Raw genomic sequence first — 25,590 nt, forward strand, 5'->3', positions numbered from 1 at the left:
CCTATCTGATGAATCCCCTGAATGTGGGGCATCAATTTCGCCATTATGATCATTGCGGCGAACCGATCAGGTCCTGCCCAGCGCCCCGTGCGCATCCCGTTGACCCCACACGGCTGCCTAAAAAATGAGCATTCTGAAGCGCAACAACGTCAAGGTATTGGGCGAGTCCGGCCCGGTTTTGCTGTACGCCCATGGTTTTGGCTGCCACCAGGGGATGTGGGCGCAGGTCACCCCTGCGTTCGCGGCCACCCACCGTCAGGTCCTGTTTGACTACGTGGGTAGCGGCCACTCGGAGCGCGCCGCCTTTGACCCCCAGCGCTACGGCCAGTTGCAGGGCTATGCGCAGGATGTGCTCGAGGTGTGTGACGCGCTGGGGCTCGGCTCGGGGGTGACGTTTGTCGGGCACTCGGTCAGTTGCAGCATTGGCTTGCTGGCGTCGATTCAACGGCCCGAGTTGTTTGACCGGCTGGTGCTGCTGGGCCCCTCGCCGTGCTTCCTGAACCACCCGCCCGACTACCTGGGTGGCTTTGAGCGTGAGGACGTGGAGGGCCTGCTGAGCCTGATGGAACAGAACTACATGGGCTGGGCCAAGTCGCTTGCCCCGGTGGTGGCGGGCCCGGCGGGGCAGGGCGCGGTGGAAAACACGCTGTCGGACAGCTTTTGTTCCACCGACCCGGCCGTGGCGCGGGTGTTTGCGCGCGCCACCTTCTGGGCCGACAACCGCGCCGATCTGCCCCGGGTCACCCGGCCCAGCCTGCTGCTGCAGCACCGCCAGGACAACCTGGCCCCGCTGGCGGTGGGCGAGTACCTGCGCCAGCACCTGCCGCTCAGCACGCTGGAGGTGCTCGACGTGGCGGGGCATAGCGCCCACCTCAGTCACCCGGACCTGGTGGTGCAGGCCATGCAAGCGTATTTCGACCAGGGGGAGGCGCAGCCCGCTCCAGCCGCCCGCCCATGACGCTGCCCGAACCGATGGATCTGCTGCCGTGTGCGGTGCTGTTCACCGACCCGTCGGGGCGCCTGCTGGCCCTCAATGCGACGTCGCTGCGCTGGGTGGGTGGGGCCACCGAGGACTGGATCGGTCAGTCCATCGAGGCCTGGCTGCCGCCCGCCAGCCGCATTTTTTTGCAGACGCACATCTGGCCCACGTTGCTGCGCGAGGGGCGGCTGGAAGAGGTGCACCTGCAGATCTGGGGCCAGGACCGAGCCCGCCTGCCGGTGCTGCTCAATTGCCATGAAGTCCAGTGGGCGGGGGAGCGGGCCTTTGCCTGGAGCTTTTTTGTCGTCCACAAGCGCCACCTCTTTGAGGCCGAGCTGGTGGCCCAGCGCAACCTGGCCGAGACCGCCAACCAGGCCCTGAGCGAGAGCCAGCGTTTCATCCGAGGCATCACCGACGCCATCCCCGGCATGGTCGCGTACTGGGACCGCGAACAGCGCTGCCGCTTTGCCAACCAGGCCTACCACCAGTGGTTCAAGCGGGCCCCCGAAGACATCGTCGGCATGACGCTGCGGGCCTTGTTGGGCGAGGCCGTTTATGCGCTCAACGAACCCCACATCCGCGCCGTGCTGCAGGGGCAGGAGCAGCAGTTTGAGCGCGTGTTGACGCGCCCGGACGGGCGCATCAGCCACACCTGGGCGCACTACGTGCCCGACATCGCTGACGGCGAGGTGCGCGGCTTCTTTGCCAATGTCACCGATGTCACGGCGCTCAAAGCCACCCAGCTGGCGCTGGACCAGGCGCAACGTCTGGGGCAGATCGGCAGCTGGAGCTGGCAGTCCGAGGGGGCGGTGACGGTCTGGTCAAAACAGATGTACGCCCTGTTGGGCCTCAACCCCGAAGACCCGCCCCCCAGCTTCGCGGAGCAGGCGCGTTACCTGGGCGAGGCGGACTATGCGCGCCTGCGGGCCCAGGCCGAGTGGGCCCTGCGCACCGGTGCCCCCTATGCGATCGAGCTGCGCTACCGGCGCCCCGACGGCCAGTGGGGCTGGCTGGAGGCCCGAGGTGAGGTGGCGCGGGACGCCGCGGGCGCGGTCAGTGGCCTGCGCGGCACGATCCAGGACATCACCGAGCAGCGGGCCCAGAAGCAGGCCCTGGAGTGGGCCCAGGACCGGCTGCGCAGGATGTACGAGACGACGCCGGCGATGCTGCACTCGATCGACCCGCAGGGCCATTTGCTGCACGTCAGCGACGCCTGGCTGGCCTGCCTGGGGTATGAGCGCCACGAGGTCATTGGGCGCTTGTCCTCCGACTTCCTGACCGAGGAATCCCGGCGCCGGGCCCAGGAAGAGGTGCTGCCCCGCTTTTTTGAGATCGGGCGCTGCGATGCGGTGCCCTACCAGATGCTGACCCGCGAGGGCCGGGTGATCGATGTGCTGCTGTCGGCCATCCTGGAGCGCGACGAGCAGGGCCGCCCGGTGCGCAGCCTGTCGGTCAGCGAGGACGTCACCTTGCGCCGCCAGGCCGAGCGCGAACTGGCGCGCGAGCACGCGCGCATGCGCAACCTCATCGAGGGCACCAACGCGGGCACCTGGGAGTGGAACGTGCAGACCGGCGAGGTCATCGTGAACCCCCGCTGGGCCGCCATCCTGGGCTGGACGCTGGACGAACTGGGCACCGTGACCAACCAGTTCCGCGCCGAGATCGCCCACCCCGACGAGTTGGCCGCGACCCAGCAGCGCCTGCGTGAGCACTTTGCCGGACGCACCGAGGCCTATGTGGCGGAGTTGCGCCTGCGCCACCGCGACGGCCACTGGGTCTGGGTGGAGGACCGGGGCCGCCTGATCACCCGCACCGCCGAAGGCAAGCCCGAGTGGGTCTACGGCATCCACATCGACATCAGCGAACGCAAGCAGCGCGACGAAGCCTTGCTGCGCCTGAGCGCTGAGCTGGCGCAGCAGCACGAGCTGATGCGCGTGACCCTGCAGTCGATTGGCGACGCCGTCATCACCACCGATGCGCAGGGCCGCGTCACCTGGCTCAACCCGGTGGCCGAGCGCATGACCGGCTGGCCCACCGCCGAGGCCCAGGGCCAGCTGCTGCCGCAGGTGTTCCAGATCGTCCACGAGGAAACCCGCGAGGTGGCACCGAACCCGGTCGCGGCCTGCCTGGCGATGGGCCAGATGGTGGGCCTGGCCGACCAGACCGTGCTGATCTCGCGCGATGGCGCCGAGTACGGCATCCAGGACTCGGCCGCCCCCATCCTCGGCCCGCAGGGCGACATGCTGGGCGTGGTGCTGGTGTTCCACGACGTGAGCGAGCAACGCCGCCTCAGCGGCGAGATGACCTACCGCGCCACCCACGACGCCCTGACCGGCCTGATCAACCGCGGAGAGTTCGAGCTGCGCCTGCTGCGCACCCTGCGCCAGGCGCAGGAGCAGCACAGCCAGCATGTCCTGCTGTACATCGACCTGGACCAGTTCAAGCTGGTCAACGACGCCTGCGGGCATGCCATCGGTGACCAGTTGCTGATGCAGGTGGGCAAGCTGCTGGGGGACTCGATCCGGGCGCGTGACACGCTGGCCCGCCTGGGCGGTGACGAGTTCGCGATCATCCTTGAACACTGCACGGCGGAGCAGGCGCAGCGCATCGCCCAGAAGATCTGCGACCGCATGGAGGACTTCCGTTTCGTGCACGAGGAGCAGCGGTTTCGCATCGGCACCAGCATCGGCCTGGTGCCCATCGACCAGCGCTGGGCCAGTGTGTCGGCCTTGCAGCAGGCGGCCGACACCTCCTGCTACGCCGCCAAGGAGGCCGGTCGCAACCGCGTGCACCTGTGGTTTGACACCGACGAAGCCATGCAGGCCCGCCACCACGAGGTGCAGTGGACCTCGCGCATCGAGCGCGCGCTGGACCAGCGTGGTTTCGAGCTGTTTGCGCAGCGCATCCAGCCGCTGAAGGCGGCCTCGGGCGGGGTGCATGCCGAGGTCCTGCTGCGCCTGCGTCACGACGATGGCAGCCTGGTGCAGCCCGGGGCGTTTCTGCCGGCGGCCGAGCGCTTTCACCTGGCGTCGCGCGTGGACCGCTGGGTGCTGCGCCATGCCATCGACTGGCTGCGCGGCCTGCCGGTGCCCAACGGCCTCCACACCTTGAGCGTCAACCTGTCGGGTCAGTCGGTGGGCGACCGGGCCTTCCATGCCTGGGCCGTCGACTTGCTGGCTTCGGCTGGTCAGGCGCTGTGTGCGCAGTTGTGCCTGGAAATTACCGAGACGGTGGCGGTCACCAACCTGGCCGATGCCGCCATCTTCATCGAGCAGGTGCGCAAGACCGGGGTGCGCGTGGCGCTCGATGACTTTGGGGCCGGGGCGTCCTCGTTCGGCTACCTCAAGGCCTTGCCAGTGGACTGCCTGAAGATCGACGGCCAGTTCATCCGCAACCTGGTCACCGACGCGCTGGACGACGCGGCGGTGCGCTGCTTCACCGATGTGGCCCGGCTGTTGCAGATCCAGGTGGTGGCCGAGTTTGTGGACAACGACGAGGTGTTGCAGCGCCTGCGCGCCATCGGCGTCGACTACGCCCAGGGCTACCTGTTGCACCTGCCCGAGCCCATCGACGCCCTGCGCAGCGCCGTCTGGCCCGCCCCCGCCTGAGGCGCGCCGGCTGCGCCCGTCGAGGGGCGCCGGGCGGGCGGCCTCAGAACGGGACCTGGTCGGTGGGGTATTTCCAGAAGTCGCGCAGCAGGTAGCTCATGGGCAGGTTCAGGGCCGCGTTGGCGGGCGGGATGGGGCGCATGAACCAGCGCTCGTAAATGGGGTGGATTTCGCGGCTGGTGATCAGGCGCTTCATCTCCTCGTCCACCACCTGCTTGAGCGCGGTGTCGCCCTTGGGCAGCATGATGGCCAATGGCTCGGTCGTCAGGTAGCGGCCCACCACCTTCAGGTCGGCGGGGCTGGGGCTGCTGGCGATCAGGCCGTAGAGCAGCACGTCGTCCATCACAAAGGCCTCGGCCTGACCGTCGAGGACCTGCTTCAGGGCCTGCTGGTGGTCGCTGGCCTCGCTGAGGTTGAGCTTCATCAGGTGCTGCCGGTTGAGCTGGTCCACCACCTTCAGCGGGGTGGTGCCACGGGTCGACACCACGGTCTTGCCGGACAGGTCCTCGAGCCGGGTGGCCGGGTTGTTGGCCCGCACCAGCAGGCGCGCACCGGCGATGAAGTGCGGCACCGTGAAGGCCACCTTTTCGCGCCGCTCGGCGTTGTTGGTGGTGGAGCCGCATTCCAGGTCGGCGCGGCCTTGTTCGATGGCGGCGAGCCGGTCGCTGGCCTTGACCGGCAGGTAGTCGATGCCCAGTTCGCGCACGCCCGCCTTCTTGCGGATCACCTCGGCCAGGCGCAGGCACAGGTCCATCGCGTAGCCGACCGGGCGCCCCTGGGCGTCGAGGTAGGAGAACGGGATCGACGACTCGCGGTGCGCCAGCACCAGGCGCCCCCCGGACTTGATGCGGTCCAGCACCCCTTGCGCGGGCGCCGGCAGCGCGACACAGGCCAAAAGCAGGGCGGCGACAAGGCCAGGCAGGCGGTGACTGGGCATGGGGTCGGGGCGGGCCGGGTGGGCCCTGGGGGTGTTGATTGGTATTGGCATTTATATCAAAAATTTCATTTGATAACGCTGTGCCAGGTCATCCCGAGGGCCCGGGCTGTGCACCGACTGACCCACCGCCGGCCCGACCTGGGGCGGACGGGCCGGCGCGGGTTCAGGCCTCGACCTGCAGCCGGTAGCCGACGGCGGTCTCGGTCAGCAGGTGGCGGGGTTGGGCCGGATCCTGCTCCAGCTTCTGTCGCAGGTGGCCCATGTAGATGCGCAGGTAGTGGTTTTGATCGGCGTGGCTGGCGCCCCACACCTCGCGCAGCAGCTGGCGGTGCGTCAGCACCCGCCCGGCGTGGCTGACCAGCACACTCAGCAGGCGGTATTCGATCGGTGTCAGGTGCACCCGCTGACCATCACGGCGCACCAGGCGCGCCACCCGGTCCAGCTCCACCTGGCCAAAGCGGAACACCGGGTCCTGCCCCTCGCTGCGGGCCGCGCCCTCGGCGACCGCTGTGCGTGGCCGGCGCAGGTTGGCGCGCACCCGGGCCATCAACTCGCCCACGCCGAAGGGCTTGGCCAGGTAGTCGTCGGCGCCGGCGTCGAGGGCGGCAATCTTGTCGGCCTCGTCGCTGCGTGCCGACAGCACCACGATGGCCACCTGGCTCCAACTGCGCACATCGCGGATCAGGTCCAGCCCATCCCCATCGGGCAGGCCCAGGTCCAGCACGATCAGGTCGGGCTTGCGCGTGCCGGCCTCGATCAGGCCGCGCTGCACGCCGTCGGCCTCGTGCACCTGCCAGCCCTCGGCCTCCAGGGCCACGCGCACGAAGCGCCGGATCTGCGGCTCGTCTTCAATCAGGATGGCAACGGGAGCGGACATGGTGGGGCACAGCCAGGCAGTGGGGAGGACAGCGGGTGGGTGGCGCGCGGCGGGCCGGTCATTCGCCCAGGTCCAGGGCGGGCGGCGCGCGGCGCGGCAGCCGCAGGGTGAATTCTGCACCCTGGGCGGGCGGGGCGACGGTTTCGGCGCTGATCTGGCCCCGGTGGGCTTCGACGATGGCGCGCGCGATTGCCAGGCCCAGCCCCATGCCGGGGGTGGCCGACTCGCGCTCGCCGCGGGTGAAGGTCTCAAACAGCGCCGCACCGCGCAGCGCCGGTGGCAAGCCCGGTCCGTGGTCGCGCACCTGCAGCCACCAGCTGTCGTCGGTGACGCCCGAGTGGATCTCGATCGGGGGGCGCCCGTACTTGACCGCGTTCTCCAGCAGGTTCACCAGCACGCGTTCGATCAGGGTGGCATCAAACTCCACCAAGGGCAGCCCAGGCGCCAGCGTCACGCGCACCGGGCGCTCACCCAGGGCCGGTCGGGCCTGCCGGATCGCCGCGCCCACCACCTCTTCGACCGATTGCCAGTCGCTGCGCAGGTGCACGGCGCCGCTTTGCAGGCGCGCCATGTCCAGCAGGTTGCTGACCAGGGTGTGCAGTTGCCGGGCTTCTTCGGTCAGCGCTTGGGCCAGGCGGTCTTGTTCGGGGGCCAGCGCCGGTCGGCTGCTGCGCAGGGCGTCGGCCAGGCCGATCAAGGCCGTCAGGGGCGTGCGCACATCGTGCGAGATGGCGGCCAGCAAGGCGGCGCGCAGGCTCTCGGACTCCATCTGCACCACGGCTTGCTGGGCCACCTCGACGTAGTGCACGCGCTCCTGGGCAATCGCGATCTGGCGCGCCAGGGTGTCGAGTTGCTGCACCTGCTCGGGGATCAGCAGCCAGCGTGCCTGTGCCGGGCGCAGCGCCAGCACCCCGCGCACCCGCATCGGTGCCTTCAAGGGGCGGTAATGCCAGGGGTTGGCCGACAGGGTGTGGGTGGCCAGACCCGCCGCCTGCCCGTTGCGAAACGCCCAGTCGGCCACGCTGAGGTCGAAGCCAGGTGGCGCTGCCGGGGGCGCGCTGAGGCGGTCGTCGGCATCGCTGAGCAGGATGCGCACCTCGCCACCAAAGCTGGCCCGCACCGCGGCCTCCCCCATCTCGGCCACCTGCTGGCTTTGCAGGGCCGAGGACAGGTCGCGCGTCAGCTCGAACAAGGAGCGGGCGCGGCGTTCGCGCCCGCTCAGGATGCGGGCCTGAAAACGCAGTCCAGCGGTCAGCTGCCCGGTCAGCAGCCCCACCGCCAGCATCACCGCAAAGGTCAGCAGGTACTGCACATCGCTGACCGCGAACGAGAAGCGCGGTGGCACAAAGAAAAAGTCAAACGCCGCCACGTTGAGCACCGCCGACAACGCCGCGGGCCCGCGCCCCAGCTTGACGGCCACCAGCACCACGCCCAGCAGGAACAGCATCACGATGTTGGCCAGGTCGAACCAGCCGATCAAGGGCGTGGCCAGCAAGGCGGTCAGCACCGACACGGCCATGGCGACGCCGTAGCGCCAGACCAGCCGGGGGCGGCTGCTGGGCCACTCGTCCTCCAGCCCGCGGTTCAGCGCCCGGGGCAGCTGGCGCGAGGTGCTGGGTTGGCCCACCTCGACCAGGTCCAACTCGGGGGCGGCATGGGCCAGTCGCTGGGCCAGCCGCGGGCGCCAGAACGCCCGCCGCCACCGGGCCGTGCCTGCGCGGGCCCGCCCCAGCACCAGGGTGGCGCAGTTTTGTTGGCGCGCCAGGCGCAGCAACTCGGTGGCGATGTCGTCGCCGGTCAGCACCGAGGGGATGGCCCCCATTTCCTCGGCCAGTTGCAGCACGGCCAGGATGCGATCGCGCTCGGCCGAGGGCAGCCGCTGCAGGCGCGGTGTCTCCACATAGGCCACCAGCCAGCGCGCATTGAGCTGCCCGGCCAGGCGGGCCGCGGTGCGCACGGTGTGTTCGGCCCCGGGCTGCTCGCCCACGCCCACCAGCAGGGCCCCCGAGGTGTTCCAGACCGGCGTGGCGCCCGGCGATTGCTCGACGCGGTACAGGCGCACATCGTCCTCCACGCGCTCGGCGGTGCGGCGCAGCGCGATCTCGCGCAGCGCCACCAGGTTGCCCTTGCGGAAGAAGTTCTGGGCTGCCCGTTCGGCCTGCGCCGGGCGGTACACCTTGCCGGCCTTCAAGCGGGCCAGCAGTTCGTCGGGGCTGACGTCGATGAGGATGATCTCGTCGGCCCGGTCCAGCACCGTGTCGGGCACGGTCTCCTGCACCCGCACCCCGGTGATGGCACCCACCGTGCCGTTCAGGCTCTCCAGGTGCTGCACATTGAGGGCCGTCCAGACCTCGATGCCGGCCTCGAGCAGCTCCAGCACGTCCTGCCAGCGCTTGGGGTGCCGGCTGCCGTCGACGTTGGTGTGGGCCAGTTCGTCCACCAGCAGCACCTCGGGGTGGCGCGCCAGTGCCGCGTCGAGGTCGAACTCGGGCAGGCTGCGGTCGCGGTAGGGCACCGCCTTCTGCGGCAGCTGAGGCAGGTCGCCAAGCAAGGCCTGGGTGTCGGCGCGGCCATGGGTTTCGACCACGCCGATCAGCACGTCGCGCCCCGCAGCCCGCTCGCGCTGGGCCGCCGTGAGCATGGCGCAGGTCTTGCCCACGCCCGCGCTGGCGCCAAAGTACAGGCGCAGCCGGCCCCGGCTGGCGCGGGCCTGTTCGTCACGCAGTTGGTCCAGCAGTTGGTCGGGGTCGGGGCGACCGTCAGGGGTGGGCGGCACGGGAGCGCTTTCAGATCGTGGCGGCATTATGGTGCCGGGGCGGGCGGGGCGCGAACGGCCTCACGCCCCGGGGCGTTGGGGGCGGGGCGCCCGCCGCGACCAGTGCTGGGGCCGGCCCCACTGGGCCTGCGGCAGCCAGGTCAGCAGCGCATCGACCACGCAACCGTGTTGCTCCGCACTCAGCAGCACCTCGAACTCGACCTCGTGGCGCCAGGGGTGGGGGTGGCAGCGCAGCACCCCCGCCCGGGTGTGGCGGGCCAGCACTTCGCGGGCCCGGCGCGCCTGGTCCATGGGCACGCGCAGGGGGATCACCCACCACTCGGTTCGGGTGGGGCGCAGGTCGGTGTTGGCACCAAACACCTCGGCATAGGCGGCATAGGCCATCGTGCAATCCTCTCTGCTCAACGGCGGGCATCGAGGGCCAGGTTCAGGGCCAGCACATGGACTTGGGCCTCGCCGAACCAGCCCCAGCGTGGGCGCTCGGTGTGCTGTTCGACCAGCGCTTGCAGCTCGGTCGGGTCCAGGCCCCGCGCCCGGGCCACGCGTGGCAATTGGTAGGCCGCGGCGGCCGGGCTGATGTGCGGGTCCAGGCCGCTGGCCGAGGCGGTGACCAGGTCCACCGGCACCGGGCCGGTCTGACCGGGGTCCGCGGCGCGCAGGGCGGCGATGCGGGCGCGCACCGCCTCGCTCAGTGCAGGGTTCAGCGGGCCCTGGTTGGGGCCGCCGGAGGCCGCGGCGTTGTAGGCCATCGGGGCCGTGGCCGAGGGGCGGCCCCAGAAGTGGCCGGGGTCCGAGAAAGGTTGACCGATCAGGTGCGAGCCGAGGGTCTGCCCCCCGTGCTGAATCAGCGAGCCCTGGGCTTGCGCGGGGAACAGCGCCTGGGCCAGGCCAGTCACGGCCAGTGGGTAGAGCCCGCCGGTGAGCAGGCTCAGACCGATCAAGGACACCAGCGCAGGGCGCCACAAAGGAAGGAAGGACATCGACATGGGTTGCTTTCTTGTACAAGTCATCACGAAGGCGTCGGGGGCCTCAGGCCAGGCCCAGCGCGACCAGGATCAGGTCGATCAGCTTGATGCCCACAAAGGGCACAGCCAGACCGCCCAGGCCATAGATCAGCAGGTTGCGCCGCAGCAGCGCAGCGGCGCCGATGGCGCGGTAGCGCACGCCTTGCAGCGCCAGGGGGATCAGGAACACGATGACCAAGGCGTTGAAGATCACCGCCGACAAGATGGCCGACTGTGGGCTGGCCAGGCGCATGATGTTGAGCGCCTCCAGCGGCGGGTAGGTCAGCACGAAGATCGCCGGGATGATGGCGAAGAACTTGGCCACGTCGTTGGCGATCGAGAAGGTCGTCAGCGCGCCGCGCGTCATCAGCAAGGCCTTGCCGGTCTCCACCACCTCGAGCAGCTTGGTGGGGTTGGAGTCCAGGTCCACCATGTTGGCGGCCTCCTTGGCGGCCTGGGTGCCGGTGTTCATGGCCACCGCCACATCGGCCTGGGCCAGCGCGGGGGCGTCGTTGGTGCCGTCGCCCGTCATCGCCACCAGGCGGCCTTCCTGCTGGTACTGGCGAATCAAGGCCAGCTTGGCTTCGGGCGTGGCCTCGGCCAAGAAGTCATCGACCCCGGCCTCGGCCGCGATGCTGGCGGCCGTCAAGGGGTTGTCGCCAGTGATCATCACGGTCTTGATGCCCATGCGGCGCAGTGCCGAGAAGCGCTCCTGGATGCCGGTCTTGACGATGTCCTTGAGCTCCACCACCCCCACCACCTGGGCCCCATCGGCCACCACCAGGGGCGTGCTGCCGCGGCGGGCGATGTCCTCGGCGGCGCGCTGCACCTCGGTGGGCAGCGTGCTGCCCAGGGCCTCGACGTGGCGGCGCACCGCCTCGAGCGCGCCCTTGCGCAACAGGCGGGCCGGCCGCTGTGCGCCGCTGCCGGGCAGGTCGACCCCGCTCATGCGGGTTTGGGCGCTGAAGGGCACGGCCACCGCCTGGGCCAGGCTGGCGCCCAGGGCGGCGCACGCCTGCGCGCTCAGGGCCTGCGCGGCCAGCGCCACGATGCTGCGCCCCTCGGGGGTCTCGTCGGCCTGCGAGGCCAGCCACGCCACCTGGGCCAGGGCCAGCTCGGTCTGGCCCGGCGCCGGGCGCAGCTGGGTGGCCTGGCGGTTGCCGTGGGTGATGGTGCCGGTCTTGTCGAGCATCAGCACGTCCACGTCGCCGGCGGCCTCGACGGCGCGGCCCGAAGTGGCAATCACATTGGCCTGCATCAGGCGGCTCATGCCCGCCACGCCGATGGCGCTGAGCAAGCCCCCGATGGTGGTCGGGATCAGGCACACCAGCAGGGCGACCAGGGCGGTCAGGGTCACCGGGTGGCCGCTCTGGGCGGCCTGCACGCTGAACAGCGAGTAGGGCAGCAGGGTCACGGTGACCACCAGGAACACGATGGTCAGGGCCGCCAGCAGGATGTTGAGCGCGATCTCGTTGGGGGTCTTCTGGCGTTGGGCACCTTCGACCATGCGGATCATGCGGTCGATGAAGCTCTCGCCCGGGTTGACGCCGATGCGCACCACCAGCCAGTCCGACAGCACCCGCGTGCCGCCGGTGACGGCCGAGAAGTCCCCCCCCGACTCGCGGATCACCGGGGCCGACTCGCCCGTGATGGCCGATTCGTCGACCGAGGCCACGCCCTCGATCACCTCGCCATCGAGCGGCACCATGTCACCGGCTTCGACCAGCACCACGTCGCCGCGGCGCAGCAGGCCCGCCTCCTCGGGCAACCAGGGGCTGCCGTGGCGAGGCTGTTGCAGCTTCTTGGCCCAACCGGCCTTCTGGATGCCACGCAGCGAGGCCGCCTGGGCCTGGCTGCGGCCCTCGGCCAGGGCCTCCGCGAAGTTGGCAAACAGCACGGTGAACCACAGCCACAGCGCCACGCTGAAGATGAACCACGGGGCGGCCTCGCCGTGGCCGTGCCAGGCGTGCACGCCCAGCAAGGTGGTGAAGAGGCTGCCGACATAGACCACCAGCATCACCGGGTTGCGCCATTGCACGCGCGGGTCGAGTTTGACGAAGGCCTGGACGAGGGCCGGCTTGAACAGGGCCGGGTCGAACAGGGCAAAGCCTGAGGATGAACTCATGATGACAACTTTCTAGGAAGGCGGGGGTCAGCGGGTCGGGAAGAGCATGAAGTGCTCGACCACAGGCCCCAGGGCCAGCGCGGGGACATAGTTGAGCAGGCCGACCAGCAGCACCGTGCCCACCAGCAGCGACACGAACAGTGGCCCGTGGGTCGGCAAGGTGCCGGCCCCGGCGGGCAGGCGCGGCTTGCGCGCCAGGGCGCCGGCCAGGGCCAGCACCGGCACGATGACGCCGAAGCGCCCCAGCCACATCACCACGCCCAGGCTCAGGTTGTAGAACGGGGTGTTGGCCGACAGGCCCGCCATGGCACTGCCGTTGTTGTTGGCGGCCGAGCTGAAGGCGTAGAGGATCTCGCTGAAGCCATGCGCCCCCGGGTTGCCCACACCGGCCCGTCCGGCCTCGGTCAGCACCGCGACGGCGGTGCCGCCCAGCACCAGCAGGGGCGTGACCAGGATGGCGAGCGACACCAGCTTCATGTCATGGGCCTCGATCTTCTTGCCCAGGTACTCGGGCGTGCGCCCGATCATCAGACCGGCCATGAACACGGCCAGCACCGCGAACACCAGCATGCCGTACAGGCCGGTGCCCACGCCGCCGAACACCACCTCGCCGAGCTGCATCAGGACCAGGGGCACCAGGCCGCCCAGCGGGGTCAGCGAATCGTGCAGGGTGTTGACCGCGCCACACGACGCGGCGGTGGTGATCACGGTGAACAGGGCGCTGGCGCTGATGCCGAAGCGGGTTTCCTTGCCCTCCATGTTGCCGCCGGCCTGCTGTGCGCTGGCCACCGGGTCGGTGCCCAGCGCGGTCAGCAAGGGGTTGCCGGCCTGCTCGGCGGGTGTGATGACCAGCACCGCCGCGACAAACAACAGCCCCATGGCGGCCAGCACGGCCCAGCCCTGGCGCAGGTCGCCGAGCTCGCGGCCAAAGGCAAAGCACAGGGCGGCGGGGATCACGAAGATCGCCAGCATCTGCAGCAGGTTGCTCAGCGCGGTGGGGTTCTCAAAAGGGTGGGCCGAGTTGGCATTGAAGAAGCCGCCCCCGTTGGTACCCAGCACCTTGATGGCCTCTTGCGAGGCCACCGGCCCCATGGGCAGGCGCTGCTCGTTGGTCGACAGGGTCTTCTGCACCGGCTGGCCTTTGGCGTCGAGCACCGGCTGGCCGTCGGCGCCCAGCTGGGGCTGGGTGTACTGCTGGGTCTCCAGCGTGGTCACGGTCTGGTAGGGGCTGAAGTTCTGGATCACCCCTTGGCCGACCAGGGCCAGGGCCAGCAGCAGCGACAGGGGCAACAACAACCACACCGTGCTGCGCAGCAGGTCGGCCCAGAAGTTGCCGATCACCTGGGCCGAGCGCGCGGCCAGGCCGCGGATCAGGGCGAACACCACCGCGATGCCGGTGGCCGCAGAGACAAAGTTCTGCACCGTCAGCGCCAGCATCTGGGTCAGGTAGCTCATGGTGGATTCACCGGCGTAGCCCTGCCAGTTGGTGTTGGTGACAAAGGACACCGCGGTGTTGAATGCCGAGTCGGGGCTGATCGCGCCCAGGGCCTCGGGGTTCAGCGGCAGCCCGCCCTGGGCCCGTTGCAGCCCGTACACCGCCAGCAGGCCCAGGCCATTGAAGACCAGCAAGGCGCAGGCGTAGTGGGGCCAGCGCATCGGGGCCTGGCTGCCAGGGCCGGCCAGCCGCCACCACAGGGCTTCGGTGCGCAGCATCCAGCGTGGCAGGCGGCCCGAACACAGCGCCGCCAGGTAGCGACCCAGCGGCCAGGACAGTCCCAGCAACAGGGTCAGGAACAGGGCCAGCAGGCCCCAGGCTGAGGCGTTCAGGGTCATTCAGAACTCCTCGGCGCGCAGCAGCGCGCAGACCAGGTAGGCGAGCAGCCCGATCGCGATCAGGCCCCCCAGGCTGTAGAGCCATTCGGCCGCCATCATGATTGGCCTCCGGTCGGGGTCTCAAGGGCCTGCAGGCCCCAGATCAGGGCCGCCATCAGGCCGACCAGCAGGGCTGCAAGGGCTAGCCAAGCGATGTCCATGTTCACGCTCCATTTCGCAAAAAACGATGCTGGAAGCGTAGGTTTTCAGGCGTAAAAAGCGGGTTGAATTGCGCGCGGTGCGCGTATAAAAAACGTAAAAACGGCGCCCGGCCCAGCCGGTGGTCGGGGGGCGTCAGGGGGCCGCGCTGCGCCGCCGCCGCGGGCGCGCGGTGCTGGGCTGGGCCGGCGGGGCGGTGCCGGGGGCGGCCAGGGGCAGCCATTCGACCCGGCCTTCGAGCATCGGCCGCACCAGGATCTGGTAGCCGTCGGCGTCAAAGCCCGCGGCCTGGTGGCTCAGTGCGGCGGCCTCGGCGGGGGTGGCCACGCTGCCCAGGTAGCACCAGTGGTGCAGCACATGGATCTGGGTGAAGTCGCCGTCGCGCTCGACCAGGCCGACCGCCCCCGGGTGCGGCCAGCAGTGCACCTGCACGCCGTGCAGGGCCGCCAGCAGGCGGGCGTCGTGCTCGGTCACGCTTTCATCGCCGCGGCACACGCCCGCACACTGGCGCAGTGCCGCGCGGAAGCAGCCCTTGCCTGGCGGCAGCTTCTCCAGGCCCAACTGCCCGTAGCACAGCCGGTGCTGGTCGGCCAGCGCGCGCAGGCGTTCCAGCGCCGCGTGGCGGGTGGCGTAGAGGCCATACAGCTCGGGGGCGGTGGCGAAGTTCAGGTCCTTGGCATGCACCAGCACCAGCCGGTCGCCCTGGCGCTGCCAGGCGCACAGTTGCCGGTTGCGGCGCAGGCGCTGGTTGAACACCGGCTGCTGGGTCTTGATCATCTGCGCTTCCAGCAACTGCGCCCCGATGTCCCCGGCGGTGCGGATGTGGCTGATGCGCCGGGTCTGCCGCAGCATGCGGTCCTCGTCGGGGTTGCGCAGGTGCGACAGCACGCGCTGGCGCAGGTTCACGCTCTTGCCGATGTACAGCGGCAGTTGGTTGGTGTCGCCATGGAACACGTACACCCCCGGGGCCGCGGGCAGGTCGGCCACCGCGGCCTTCAGGTGCTCGGGGTACTGAAAGGGTTCGCTGGGGGCGAAATCGGCGCGGCGGCGGCGGGGCAGTTGCATGGGCGGTGGCAGGGCAGGGCGGGCAGGGCGTGCAGGCGGGACGCTGGCCCGTGATGATGCCTCGGATCGGGCAACCCTCGCCAGGCGTCGGGGACTTTGGGCCGGTGCCTGTGGGATGGGTGTGGGACGGGGGCGGGCTGGGCTGGGCAGGTGGCCGGCGGGCGGTTGTGGGGTGGTCGTGAGGCTGTTGTGAGGTGTGGGCGCGGCGCGGCCTGGCCGCCTGACGGGCCCCTCTGGTCGCAGGCCCGGGGGCGATTTGTCGGTTGCGCGTCTGGGGCGCCGCATGGCTCATGCGAAAATGGGGGCTTCACAAGTGGCCAACGGGCGTTGCGGCCGGGGATGACCTGATCCGCGTGCGCCTGGTTTGTCCGGTGCTGTCGCCCCTGTGCGGCGGTGGCGGTGAACGGCCCTGGGGCTCAATTACCATCGAATCATGTCAAGTTACAACGCCCCCTTTGAAATCCATGTCCACGGACAGGTGGTGCTGCGCAGCGATGTTCTGTTCGAACAACTGCAAGAAGCACTCAAGCCACTCTGGCGTTACGCGGGCGCGCGCTCTCTGGCCGATGGCGCCGCCAGCGTCTACGAAGAAGAGCCGGGCATCAAGTTCGACCCCAAGGAACACCTGTTGCAGATGTGCTGGACGGTGCGTGGCGATGAAGACTTCCGCCAGGTGCTCGACGAGATGTGCATGAACCTCAATGAGCTGTCCGAACACGGCGCGGCCATCGAGGTCACGTTCTACGACGCCGAGTTCGACGAGGAAGAAGAAGACCGCGGCGCCGAGTCGCGGGACGACTTCCTCATGCTCTTCGTGGGCCCCAACCCGGCGGCCATCATGCAGGTGCAGCGTGACCTGCTGGTGCAGGACGTGGTCAACATGATGGAGCGCCACTTCGATGGCTCCGAGCTCGGGGGCGTGGTGGCGGAGATCGACAAGCTGTTCTCGCAGCGTTTCGATGACCTGGTCAACTCGCTCGAAATCGGTCGCCCCCCGCGCGGCTCGGGCGGTTCAGGCCATGGCGGTGGTCGCCGCCCGCGCCACCTGCATTGAGGCCGGCCAGGGTGGTGTGGCGACGCTGGTCAGGCGCGGCCCTGCGGGCTCGCGCGGCACAGGGCCTTGCGGCATGAGCCCGGTGGCCGCGCCGCGCAGCGCGCTCAAGTACCTCGCGGCGTACCCGCCCACCCTGCAGCAGCAGGCCCAGCAGTTGCTGGACTCGGGCCGCCTGGCCGACTGGCTGCTGGAGAAATACCCGCAGGCGCACGGCCTGCGCACCGACGGCGCCCTTTACCGCCATGTCGAGGCCCTGCGCCAGGAGCACATGCGGCAAACGCCGCGGCTCGACCGGGTGCTTTACGACAGCAAGATCCATGTGGTGCGCCATGCGCTCGGCCTGCACACCCTGGTGTCCCGCGTGCAGGGCGGGCGCCTCAAGGCGCAGCATGAGATCCGCATCGGCGCCCTGTTCCGTGACGCCCCGGCGCCTTTTCTGAGCATGATCGTGGTCCACGAGCTGGCCCACCTCAAGGAGCGCGAACACGACCGCGCGTTCTACCGCCTGTGCGAACACCTCGAGCCCGACTACCACCGGCTGGAGCTGGACGTGCGCCTCTACCTCACCCACCTCGAAGCCGGCGGTGGGCGCCTGTGGGCGCCGCCCGCGGCGGCCTGATCCGCGCCCTTTCACGGCCATTGGCCCGCGGTTGCGCCACCGAGCGTCGCCCACGGTGGCTTTTCTCGGGGGACCTTGCTTTGCCTCAAGGTGCGCCGGGGCCAGGGTGGCCACAATGGGCGCGTCCGGGTGGCTTGCAGTGCCCCGGACCCATACCTATTCGAGTTGTCCCCCACCTGAGGTTTATTCCATGTCCAATCGCCGTGAATTTATTGTCCAGCTGAGCACGGGTGCCGGCCTTGCCTTGGCCAGCGCTGGCGCCATGGCCAGCGGCCCGATGCTGGCCGAGTCCGATGCCCAAGCGGGTGCGCTGGGCTACAAGGCCGACGCCAGCAAGGTCGACAAGACCAAGTTCCCCAAGTACGCCGCGGGTCAGAACTGCACCAGCTGCGCCTTGTACCAAGGCAAGGCCAGCGACGCGGCCGGTGGCTGCCCGCTGTTTGCCGGCAAGCAAGTGGCAGGCAAGGGCTGGTGCAGCGCCTGGGCCAAGAAGGCCTGATCGCGGCGAGCATCGGGTGGCTCACCGGCCTGCGCCGGGCGCCACCTGGACCGGGGCGTGGTCACACGCGCCCAGTCCCCCGGGCCACCAGCGCTGCACCGCGGCGCTGAGCTGAGCCGGGTCTCCGCTGGTCAGCCAGCGCACCGTGCCGGGGCCTTCCGGGTCGGTGCGCAAGGCCCCCGCCGCCGTCAGCAAGCGGCGGGTGTGCCGGGCGACTGGCGCCCCGGTGTCCAACACAGCGACACCGGGCCTCAAGTGCTTCTGAATCTCGTCCTCGACCAAGGGGTAGTGGGTGCAGCCCAGCACCACGGTGTCAATCGGTGCACCGGTCCCGGGCGCCATGGCCCCTGCGGCCTGCAGGTACTTGTGACACAAGGCCTCGATGCGCGGCTCGTCGCCTTGTTCGATGGCATCGGCCAGGCCGTCGCAGGGCTGGCAATGCCACTGCCGGTCCGGTGCCTGGCATTGCGCCAGCAACTGGGCAAACTTGGGGCTTTGCAAGGTGCCGCGCGTGGCCAACACCAGCACCTGACCGTTGCGGCTGGCCTGCGCGGCAGGCTTGAGCGCGGGTTCCACCCCGACCCACACCAGTTGCGGCCAGGCCTGGCGCAACTCGGCAATCGCGGCCGCGGTGGCGGTGTTGCAGGCCACCACCACGGCCTTGGCCCCCTGGGCCACCAGGTGTGCCGTGATGCGCTGTGAGCGCTCGCGCACAAACGCATCACCGCGCTCGCCATAGGGCGCAAAGCCGCTGTCGGCCCAGTAGATGAAGTGCTCGTCGGGCAGGGCTGCGCGCAGCGCACGCAACACGCTCAGGCCCCCGATGCCGCTGTCAAACACCCCGATCGGGGCCTCGGCGAGCGGGGCCGAGCCCGGGGCCGAGGCGGCGGGGTCGGCACACAATTGGACGGGGGCGGCGGGATGGGACATGCTGGACAGAAGGCCGGTGCGGCCCGAGATTTTGCCACCACCCCACAACAAAGCCCCCGGCAGCGGGGCTGCGCGGGGGCTTTGTTGTGGGGTTGGCTGGGGCGCTCAGGAGGCGCTCAGGAGACGCCAATGGCAGCGGTTTGGAGGCGGGACCCGTGCGGCGCCGAACTGGCGCCGCGCGGGCTGCCCTGGGGCCTCAGGCTCAGGCGGCGCCGACGGCGATGCCCTTGAACTCGCCGGTGGCGATGCGCTTGTGCCATTCAGCCGGGCCGGTGATGTGGGCGCTGGTGCCGCCGGCGTCCACGGCCACGGTCACCGGCATGTCGACCACGTCGAACTCATAGATGGCTTCCATGCCGAGGTCGGCAAAGCCCACCACCTTGGCGGCCTTGATGGCCTTGGAGACCAGGTAGGCGGCGCCGCCCACGGCCATCAGGTAGGCCGACTTGTGCTTCTTGATGGCGTCGATGGCCACCGGGCCGCGCTCGGCCTTGCCCACCATGGCGATCAGGCCGGTCTGGGCCAGCATCATTTCGGTGAAGCCGTCCATGCGGGTGGCCGTGGTCGGGCCAGCCGGGCCCACGGCCTCGTCCTTGACCGGATCAACCGGGCCCACGTAGTAGATGACGCGGTTGGTGAAGTCCACCGGCAGCTTCTCGCCCTTGGCCAGCATGTCCTGGATGCGCTTGTGAGCGGCATCGCGGCCGGTCAGCATCTTGCCGTTGAGCAGCAGGGTGTCGCCTGGCTTCCAGCTGGCCACTTCGGCTTGGGTCAGGTTGTCGAGGTTGACCTTCTTGCTCTTGTTGTAGTCCGGCGTCCAGTCGACGTTGGGCCACAGGTCCAGGCTCGGCGGGTCCAGGTAGACCGGGCCCGAACCGTCCATCACGAAGTGGGCGTGGCGGGTGGCGGCGCAGTTGGGGATCATGGCCACGGGCTTGCTGGCCGCGTGGGTCGGGTACATCTTGATCTTGATGTCCAGCACGGTGGTCAGGCCACCCAGGCCTTGGGCGCCGATGCCCAGGGCGTTGACCTTCTCGTACAGCTCGAGGCGCAGTTCTTCGGTCTGGGTCAGCTTGTCGCCCTTGGCGGCCTTGGCTTGCAGCTCGTACATGTCGAGGTCGTCCATCAGGCTTTCCTTGGCCATCAGCACGGCCTTTTCAGCGGTGCCGCCGATGCCGATGCCCAGCATGCCTGGCGGGCACCAGCCAGCCCCCATGGTGGGCACGGTCTTGAGCACCCAGTCGACCACGCTGTCGCCGGGGTTCAGCATGACCATCTTGCTCTTGTTTTCGCTGCCGCCGCCCTTGGCGGCCACGGTCACTTCCACGGTGTTGCCGGGCACGATCTCGCTGAAGATCACGGCCGGGGTGTTGTCCTTGGTGTTCTTGCGGGCGAACTGCGGGTCGGCCACGACCGAGGCGCGCAGCGTGTTGTCAGGGTGGTTGTAGCCGCGGCGCACCCCTTCGTTGATGGCGTCGTCGAGGCTGCCGGTGAAACCTTCCCAGCGCACATCCATGCCCACCTTCAGGAACACGTTGACGATGCCGGTGTCCTGGCAGATCGGGCGTTGGCCCGTGGCGCTGAGCTTGCTGTTGGTCAGGATCTGAGCGATCGCATCCTTGGCCGCCGGGCTTTGCTCACGCTCGTAGGCGCGGGCCAGGTGGGCGATGTAGTCGGTGGGGTGGTAGTAGCTGATGTACTGCAGGGCCCCGGCGATGGAATCGATGAGGTCGCTTTGTTTGATGGTGGTCATGGTGCTTCGTGGGCTGGAAGGAACAATGCTCGATCCGGACACGGGGCCCGGGCCTGGCGACGGCGTCGGCAGACCTCTGGGCTTGCCCGAATCGCGGGCACCCGTTATTTTGACAGGTTGAAACAAGCTGAGGGCGTACCATGTCAACTCGCACCGAACACGACAGCTTCGGCCCCATTGAAGTCCCCGCCGATCGGCTGTGGGGCGCACAGACGCAGCGCTCGTTGCAGTTCTTCGACATTTCGGGGGAACGGCAGCCGCGCGAGATCATCCGGGCCTTGGCCCAGATCAAGCGCGCCAGTGCCTACGTCAACCACCGCCTGGGCCTGCTGCCGGCCGCGCGCGCCACCGCCATCATCGCGGCGGCCGACGAAGTGATCGAGGGCCGGCACGAGGCCGAGTTCCCGCTGGTGGTGTGGCAGACCGGCTCGGGCACCCAGACCAACATGAACGTCAACGAGGTGATTGCCAACCGGGCCAGCGAACTGCTCGGCGGGCCGCGCGGCCCCGGTCGCCTGGTGCACCCCAACGACGACGTGAACCGCAGTCAGTCGTCCAACGACGTCTACCCCAGCGCCATGCATGTGGCGGCGCTGGACGCCATCACCCACCGCCTGCTGCCCGCCTTGCAGGCGCTGCAGACCACGCTCAGCGACAAGGCCCATGCGTTCGCCGACATCGTCAAGATCGGGCGCACCCACTTGCAAGATGCCACGCCGCTGACCCTGGGGCAGGAGTTTTCAGGCTACGCCGCGCAGCTGGCCCATGCCGAGCGGCACCTGCGCGCCGCCTTGCCCCACCTCAGCGAGCTGGCCCTGGGCGGCACGGCGGTGGGCACCGGCCTGAATGCCCCGGCGGGGTATGCGCAGGCGGTGGCCGAGGAACTGGCCGGCCTGACCGGCTTGCCCCTGGTGTCGGCGCCCAACAAATTCGAGGCCCTGGCCACCCTGGACGGCCTGGTCCAGGCCCATGGTGCCCTCAAGACCCTGGCCGTGGGCCTGATGAAAATTGCCAACGATGTGCGCTGGCTGGCCAGCGGCCCGCGCAGCGGCCTAGGCGAAATCAGCCTGCCCGAGAACGAACCGGGCTCGTCCATCATGCCGGGCAAGGTCAACCCCACCCAGTGCGAGGCCCTGACCATGGCGGCCGCCCAGGTCATGGGCAACGACGTGGCGCTGAGCGTGGGCGGCGCCAGTGGCCATTTCGAGTTGAATGTGTTCCGGCCGATGGCGGCGCACAACTTCTTGCAAAGCGTGCGCCTGCTGGCCGATGGCATGAGGAGTTTTCACCAGCACTGCGTGCAGGGCATCGAGCCCAACCGGGCGCGGATTGCGGAGTTGCTGGAGCGGTCCCTGATGCTGGTGACCGCCCTCAACCCCCACATTGGCTACGACAAATCGGCCCAGATCGCCAAGAAAGCCCACCAGGAAGGCAGCAGCCTGCGCGAGGCGGCGCTGGCGCTGGGCTTTGTCACTGCCGCGCAGTTCGATGCCTGGGTGGTGCCCGCCGACATGACGCACGGGGGCTGAGGGGCTGCCCAGCCCGGCGCCGGGCCGGCCGGGCGCGCGCGACCCGCGTCAGTGCTTGTCGTCGCTGTGCGCCATCAGGCGGTCGGTCAGCGCAATCGCCAGCGCCGACAGCAAGAAGGTGATGTGGATCGCGGTTTGCGCGATCAGCACCCGGTCGGCGTAGTTGTCGGCGTTGATGAAGGTCTTCAGCAGGTGGATCGAGCTGATGCCGATGATGGCGGTGCTGAGCTTGACCTTGAGCACCGAGGCGTTCACGTGGCTCAGCCATTCCGGCTGATCGGGGTGGCCTTCGAGGTTCATGCGGCTGACAAAGGTCTCGTACCCGCCCACGATCACCATGATCAACAGGTTGGAGATCATCACCACGTCGATCAGCGCCAGCACCACCAGCATGATGATGGTTTCATTCAGCGAGGTGATGGCCACATTCGATTTGTAACCAATGCTGGTGATCAGGGCCTCCAGCGCGCTGCTGCTGCCAAAGGCGGCCTCCACCAGGTGCACCAGTTCCACCCAGAAGTGAAAGACATAAATGGCTTGTGCCGCGATCAAGCCCAGGTAGAGCGGCAACTGCAACCAACGGCTGGCAAAAATCAGGGCGGGCAAGGGCCGCAGGGGGGTGGAGGGCTTGCTCTTGGGGGCGGTCATGGAGGAGTGGGTCGTTGAACAAATGTGAATCAACTGTCGATTCTAGGCAAGCGACGTGACAGTCGCTGTGACAGACCCTTGACCCAGGGGAGATACCATGGCCAACCGCTTTTCAGTCAGAGCGCTGTAAGGGCGGCACGCCACATTTATGTGCAACATACCCGCCCTGATAAAAGGAGACAAAATGAGTGCCACCCCGACCCCTGCCGACGCTGTCGTGTACCTGCCCAGCGAGGACTTCGTCAAAAACGCCCATGTGTCCGGCATGGCGGCCTACCAGGCGCTGTGCCAAGAAGCCGAGACCGACTACCAAGCCTATTGGGGTCGCCTGGCCAAGGAACTGATCACCTGGAAGACGCCCTTCACCCAGGTGCTGGACGACAGCCAGGCCCCGTTCTTCAAGTGGTTTGCCGACGGCACCCTCAACGCCTCCTACAACTGCCTGGACCGCAACATCGAGCGCGGCCTGGGCGACAAGACCGCGCTGATTTTTGAAGCCGATGGCGGCGAAGTCACCAAGACCAGCTACCGTGACCTGCTGGCCAAGACCTGCCAGATCGCCAACGGCCTGAAGTCGATTGGCATCGGCAAGGGCGACCGCGTCATCATCTACATCTCCATGTCCATCGACGGCGTGGCCGCCATGCAGGCCTGCGCCCGCATCGGGGCCATCCACTCGGTGGTGTTCGGTGGCTTCTCGGCCCAGTCGGTGCGCGACCGCGTGCAGGACACGGGCGCCAAGGCCATCATCACGGCCGACCAGCAGGTGCGCGGCGGCAAGCACCTGCCGCTGAAGGCCATCGTGGACGAGGCCCTGACGCTGGGCGGCTGCGAATCCGTCCAGCACGTGCTGGTGGTCAAGCGCACCGGCGCCGAGTTGCCCATGACCGCAGGCCGTGACCTGTGGATGAGCGACGTCATTGCGAACCAGCCCACGGTCTGCGAGCCGGAATGGGTCGAAGCGGAACACCCGTTGTTCCTGCTCTACACCTCGGGCTCCACGGGCAAACCCAAGGGCGTCCAGCACTCCACGGGCGGCTACCTGCTGCATGCGGCGCTGACCACCAAGTGGACCTTCGACCTGAAGGCCGACGACGTGTTCTGGTGCACCGCCGACATCGGCTGGGTCACCGGCCACAGCTACATCACCTACGGCCCGCTGTCGCTGGGCGGCACCGAGATCGTGTTCGAAGGCGTGCCGACCTACCCGGACGCCGGCCGTTTCTGGAAGATGATCCAGGACCACAAGGTCAGCATCTTCTACACCGCGCCGACCGCCATCCGCTCGCTGATCAAGGCCGCCGAGGCCAACGCCGCGGTGCACCCCAAGAGCTATGACTTGAGCAGCCTGCGCCTGCTGGGCTCGGTGGGCGAGCCGATCAACCCCGCGGCCTGGGAGTGGTACTACCGCGAGGTGGGCGGCAACCGTTGCCCCATCGTCGACACCTTCTGGCAGACCGAAACCGGTGGCCACATGATCACCCCGCTGCCGGGCGTGACCCCGATGGTGCCGGGCTCGTGCACGCTGCCCTTCCCGGGCATCCAGGCGGCCATCGTCGACGAGACCGGCAAGGACGTGCCCAACGGCCAAGGCGGCATCCTGGTGGTGAAGAAGCCCTGGCCGTCGATGATCCGCACCATCTGGGGCGACCCGGACCGTTTCGTCAAGAGCTACTACCCGGCCGACTTCCAGGGCAAATACTACCTGGCGGGCGACGGCGCGATCCGCGACGAGAAAACCGGCTATTTCACGATCACCGGCCGCATCGACGACGTGCTCAACGTGTCGGGCCACCGCATGGGCACGATGGAGATCGAGTCCGCCCTGGTCAGCTGTACCGAGCTGGTGGCCGAGGCCGCCGTGGTGGGCCGCCCCGACGACACCACGGGCGAGGCAATTTGCGCCTTCGTCGTGCTGAAGCGTTCGCGCCCCGAGGGGGACGAGGCCAAGGCCATCGCCAAGCAGCTGCGTGACCATGTGGCCAAGGAGATCGGTCCGATCGCCAAGCCCAAGGACATCCGTTTTGGCGAGAACCTGCCCAAGACCCGTTCGGGCAAAATCATGCGCCGCCTGTTGCGCAGCCTGGCCAAGGGAGAGGCCATCACCCAAGACACCAGCACGCTGGAGAACCCGGCCATCCTGACCCAGCTGGACCAGACCTACTGATCCGGCGGCCCCTTCATTGACCGAGTGCGACGGGGCGGTCTGCCCTGTCGCCTCCCTGGGGCGGGCCTCGCACGCCGGCCTCCTTTCCCAACCTGCTTCGGCAGGTTTTTTTTCGCCTTGCGAAGGCCCGGCGCCGGGGAAACGATGGACGGCAGTGCTGTTGGCGCAGGTAAGCAGCGCAAGCAGACGAAACCCATCGCAAGGGCTTCCTTCAGGCCGGGACATGGCATGAACCGGGGCAGCCATACCGTCAGCCCTCGGCGAGACAGGGGAGGGAGCGGCGCGCCCATGCGCGTGGCCGAGGGGGCTCGGCCTGGTCAGGGCGCGCTGCAAGGCGTTGCGCACTGCTTACAAACGATGCCAGTTTATTGCGCTTGGGCTCGCTAACTTGGGCTGACCACGGGCGGGGTGGCCCGTTGGCAGGTTCATTTTCTGTTCGCTAGTTTTCAGGAGGACAGCATGCCCAGAAACCCCTTGCAGCGCGGCTTCACCTTGATCGAGTTGATGATCGTGGTGGCCATCATCGGCATCCTGGCGTCCGTCGCCTTGCCGGCTTACCGTGACTACACCGTGCGCGCCAAGATGGCCGAGGTCATTCTCGCGGCGACGCCCTGCCGAACGGCGGTCAGCGAGGTCATTCAAACGGCCTCAGGCACCAATGTGTCGGAGGCCCTGGTGCAGGCATGCACCGACCAGTTGTCCCGCTATGTGTCCCGGGTCAGTGTGGATGGCAACGGTGTCGTCACCGTCACCGCCAACCAGGCCACGTTGGCGCCCCTGGGCAGCAACACCCAGCTGACCTTCACCCCGGTGGTCAGCAGCGGGGAGGCGGCAGCGCCCACCTACGCCGCATTTGTCGGCGAGCAGGGGGGTGGCAAGGCCCTGCATGGCTGGGTCTGTGGCAGTCGCTCCGAGTCCCGCATCGCGGGGGGCACCACCGTCGACAAAAAATACCTGCCCGCCAGTTGCCAGGGCCTCTACCCCTGAGG

At 68.8% G+C, this 25,590-nt stretch carries 20 protein-coding genes; 8 read left to right on the forward strand and 12 right to left on the reverse strand.

Features of this window, described 5'->3' with window-relative positions; all coding sequences use genetic code 11:
- Nucleotides 1-124 precede the first annotated feature (124 nt).
- On the forward strand, nucleotides 125-958 hold the full coding sequence (locus PSQ40_RS09350; protein WP_273951090.1) for an alpha/beta fold hydrolase: 834 nt from the start codon (nucleotides 125-127) through the stop codon (nucleotides 956-958).
- Nucleotides 955-4,587: a PAS domain S-box protein gene (locus PSQ40_RS09355; RefSeq protein WP_273951091.1), complete on the forward strand. Its 3,633-nt coding sequence runs from the start codon at nucleotides 955-957 to the stop codon at nucleotides 4,585-4,587. The genes PSQ40_RS09350 and PSQ40_RS09355 overlap by 4 nt, the downstream gene beginning before the upstream one ends.
- Before the next feature lie 43 nt (nucleotides 4,588-4,630).
- Here PSQ40_RS09355 and PSQ40_RS09360 read toward each other — a convergent pair whose 3' ends face one another.
- The 9 genes from PSQ40_RS09360 to cho form a co-directional block, all read right to left on the reverse strand.
- A complete protein-coding gene (locus PSQ40_RS09360) occupies nucleotides 4,631-5,524 on the reverse strand; it encodes an amino acid ABC transporter substrate-binding protein (RefSeq protein ID WP_273951092.1) in 894 nt (297 codons plus the stop codon).
- A gap of 163 nt (nucleotides 5,525-5,687) precedes the next feature.
- On the reverse strand, nucleotides 5,688-6,401 hold the full coding sequence (gene kdpE, locus PSQ40_RS09365; protein ID WP_273951093.1) for a two-component system response regulator KdpE: 714 nt from the start codon (nucleotides 6,399-6,401) through the stop codon (nucleotides 5,688-5,690).
- A 58-nt stretch (nucleotides 6,402-6,459) separates the two neighbouring features.
- Complete coding sequence (locus PSQ40_RS09370; RefSeq protein ID WP_273951094.1) at nucleotides 6,460-9,177, reverse strand: DUF4118 domain-containing protein; 2,718 nt, start codon at nucleotides 9,175-9,177, stop codon at nucleotides 6,460-6,462.
- 60 nt (nucleotides 9,178-9,237) lie between these two features.
- Nucleotides 9,238-9,561 (reverse strand): hypothetical protein, encoded by a 324-nt coding sequence (locus PSQ40_RS09375; RefSeq protein ID WP_273951095.1) that lies wholly within the window; start codon nucleotides 9,559-9,561, stop codon nucleotides 9,238-9,240.
- 17 nt (nucleotides 9,562-9,578) lie between these two features.
- On the reverse strand, nucleotides 9,579-10,163 hold the full coding sequence (kdpC, locus tag PSQ40_RS09380) for a potassium-transporting ATPase subunit KdpC (RefSeq protein WP_273951096.1): 585 nt from the start codon (nucleotides 10,161-10,163) through the stop codon (nucleotides 9,579-9,581).
- A gap of 43 nt (nucleotides 10,164-10,206) precedes the next feature.
- A complete protein-coding gene (gene kdpB, locus PSQ40_RS09385; protein ID WP_273951097.1) occupies nucleotides 10,207-12,306 on the reverse strand; it encodes a potassium-transporting ATPase subunit KdpB in 2,100 nt (699 codons plus the stop codon).
- Between the two features lie 27 nt (nucleotides 12,307-12,333).
- On the reverse strand, nucleotides 12,334-14,133 hold the full coding sequence (kdpA, locus tag PSQ40_RS09390; protein ID WP_273951162.1) for a potassium-transporting ATPase subunit KdpA: 1,800 nt from the start codon (nucleotides 14,131-14,133) through the stop codon (nucleotides 12,334-12,336).
- Nucleotides 14,134-14,139: 6 nt separating this feature from the next.
- Complete coding sequence (gene kdpF / locus PSQ40_RS09395; protein WP_273951098.1) at nucleotides 14,140-14,238, reverse strand: K(+)-transporting ATPase subunit F; 99 nt, start codon at nucleotides 14,236-14,238, stop codon at nucleotides 14,140-14,142.
- A 234-nt stretch (nucleotides 14,239-14,472) separates the two neighbouring features.
- The gene (cho, locus tag PSQ40_RS09400) at nucleotides 14,473-15,402 is read right to left on the reverse strand and encodes an excinuclease Cho (protein ID WP_273951099.1); all 930 of its coding nucleotides are present in this window, start codon (nucleotides 15,400-15,402) and stop codon (nucleotides 14,473-14,475) included.
- A gap of 433 nt (nucleotides 15,403-15,835) precedes the next feature.
- On the opposite strand from cho, the gene PSQ40_RS09405 reads away from it, so the two are divergent.
- The 3 genes from PSQ40_RS09405 (at nucleotide 15,836) to PSQ40_RS09415 (ending at nucleotide 17,574) form a co-directional block, all read left to right on the forward strand.
- Complete coding sequence (locus PSQ40_RS09405; protein WP_273951100.1) at nucleotides 15,836-16,456, forward strand: DUF6806 family protein; 621 nt, start codon at nucleotides 15,836-15,838, stop codon at nucleotides 16,454-16,456.
- Between the two features lie 73 nt (nucleotides 16,457-16,529).
- Entirely contained in the window at nucleotides 16,530-17,075 is a 546-nt protein-coding gene (locus PSQ40_RS09410; protein ID WP_273951101.1) for a YgjP-like metallopeptidase domain-containing protein, read from the forward strand.
- A 190-nt stretch (nucleotides 17,076-17,265) separates the two neighbouring features.
- On the forward strand, nucleotides 17,266-17,574 hold the full coding sequence (locus tag PSQ40_RS09415) for a high-potential iron-sulfur protein (RefSeq protein WP_273951102.1): 309 nt from the start codon (nucleotides 17,266-17,268) through the stop codon (nucleotides 17,572-17,574).
- 21 nt (nucleotides 17,575-17,595) lie between these two features.
- Here PSQ40_RS09415 and murI read toward each other — a convergent pair whose 3' ends face one another.
- Entirely contained in the window at nucleotides 17,596-18,504 is a 909-nt protein-coding gene (gene murI, locus PSQ40_RS09420; RefSeq protein ID WP_273951103.1) for a glutamate racemase, read from the reverse strand.
- Nucleotides 18,505-18,706: 202 nt separating this feature from the next.
- Nucleotides 18,707-20,257 carry a fumarate hydratase gene (locus PSQ40_RS09425; RefSeq protein WP_273951104.1) on the reverse strand — a complete coding sequence of 517 codons (1,551 nt, stop codon included), beginning with the start codon at nucleotides 20,255-20,257 and terminating at the stop codon, nucleotides 18,707-18,709.
- A 140-nt stretch (nucleotides 20,258-20,397) separates the two neighbouring features.
- Here PSQ40_RS09425 and fumC point away from each other — a divergent pair, with 140 nt between their 5' ends.
- Nucleotides 20,398-21,786, forward strand: a complete 1,389-nt coding sequence (gene fumC, locus PSQ40_RS09430; RefSeq protein WP_273951105.1) for a class II fumarate hydratase — start codon at nucleotides 20,398-20,400, stop codon at nucleotides 21,784-21,786.
- A 48-nt stretch (nucleotides 21,787-21,834) separates the two neighbouring features.
- On the opposite strand, the gene PSQ40_RS09435 is transcribed toward fumC, so the two are convergent.
- Nucleotides 21,835-22,434 carry a YqhA family protein gene (locus PSQ40_RS09435; protein WP_273951106.1) on the reverse strand — a complete coding sequence of 200 codons (600 nt, stop codon included), beginning with the start codon at nucleotides 22,432-22,434 and terminating at the stop codon, nucleotides 21,835-21,837.
- A 184-nt stretch (nucleotides 22,435-22,618) separates the two neighbouring features.
- Between PSQ40_RS09435 and acs the strand changes: the two genes are divergently transcribed.
- Together acs and PSQ40_RS09445 are read left to right on the forward strand one after the other, a co-directional pair.
- Complete coding sequence (gene acs, locus PSQ40_RS09440) at nucleotides 22,619-24,601, forward strand: acetate--CoA ligase (RefSeq protein ID WP_273951107.1); 1,983 nt, start codon at nucleotides 22,619-22,621, stop codon at nucleotides 24,599-24,601.
- A 459-nt stretch (nucleotides 24,602-25,060) separates the two neighbouring features.
- Nucleotides 25,061-25,588, forward strand: a complete 528-nt coding sequence (locus tag PSQ40_RS09445) for a pilin (RefSeq protein WP_273951108.1) — start codon at nucleotides 25,061-25,063, stop codon at nucleotides 25,586-25,588.
- Nucleotides 25,589-25,590 lie beyond the last annotated feature (2 nt).

This window comes from Curvibacter cyanobacteriorum, from assembly GCF_028649475.1.
Classification (GTDB): domain Bacteria; phylum Pseudomonadota; class Gammaproteobacteria; order Burkholderiales; family Burkholderiaceae_C; genus Curvibacter; species Curvibacter cyanobacteriorum.